The organism is Microbacterium daqui (assembly GCF_050408675.1).
In the GTDB taxonomy this organism is placed as follows: domain Bacteria; phylum Actinomycetota; class Actinomycetes; order Actinomycetales; family Microbacteriaceae; genus Microbacterium.
Genome location: NZ_JBNTKF010000048.1, coordinates 1 through 925, shown reverse-complemented (window position 1 = coordinate 925; position 925 = coordinate 1). Strand labels below are relative to the sequence as shown.

The 925-nt window shown below is 68.5% G+C and carries 1 pseudogene; it reads left to right on the top strand.

The window, feature by feature from the left end:
* Nucleotides 1-912, top strand: a pseudogene (locus ACQUSY_RS13370) (IS3-like element ISAar43 family transposase); the annotation flags it as partial.
* Between the last annotated feature and the right edge of the window lie 13 nt (nucleotides 913-925).

Below are 925 nucleotides of genomic sequence, written 5' to 3'. Positions count from 1 at the left end.
GCTCGAGAAGGCCGCGCTCAAGGAGCTGGCTGAGGGAAACTTCTAGGCCCGGGCAGGCGCCGCGCCGCCGTCGACCACCTCAAGCGCAAGCTGCGGGTGAGCGAACGAATGGCGTGCCGTCTGGCCGGGCTGAGCAGGTCCGCATACCGTCGCCCGCTCCAGGGCGAGACGACAGCCGACCCGGACCTGGCGTTGCGGGACTGGCTGCGGGCGTATGCGAAGAAGCACCCGCGGTGGGGATACCGCAGGGCCTACCACGATGCCCGCGGCGAGGGGTGGGTCGTGAACCACAAGAAGATCCAACGGCTCTGGCGCGAGGAAGGGCTGCGCGTCCCGCAGCGGCGTCGCCGCAAACGCGTTGGGTCTTCGACCGTCGACGCCCCGGCAGCGGTCGCACCGAACCTCGTGTGGGCGGTGGACTTCCAGTTCGACGCGGACGAGCAGGGCCGTCCGGTCAAGATCTGCTCCATCGTCGACGAGCACACCCGCGAGTGCATCGGCGGGCTCGTCGAACGGTCGATCACCGCGGACCGGCTCACCGCCCACCTCGAGGACCTCGTCGCAGTCCGCGGCGCCCCCGCGGTGCTCCGATCCGACAACGGCCCCGAGTTCATCAGCGACGCGATGGCCCACTGGGCCGGCACCCGCACCGGCCTGTTCTACATCCCGCCCGGCTCGCCCTGGCACAACGGGTACGTCGAGTCGTTCAACAGCAGGCTCCGCGACGAGTGCCTGAACATCAACAGCTTCTACTCGCTGCTCCACGCCCAGGTCGTGATCGGCGACTGGAAGACCGAATACAACCACGACCGCCGGCATTCATCGCTCGGCTACCTCGCACCCGTCGACTACGCTCGGCAATGCACCCATCAATCGGAAACCGACGACTCGCACAGCGACCGGACCGAATGAAGGGGGCGGCCCA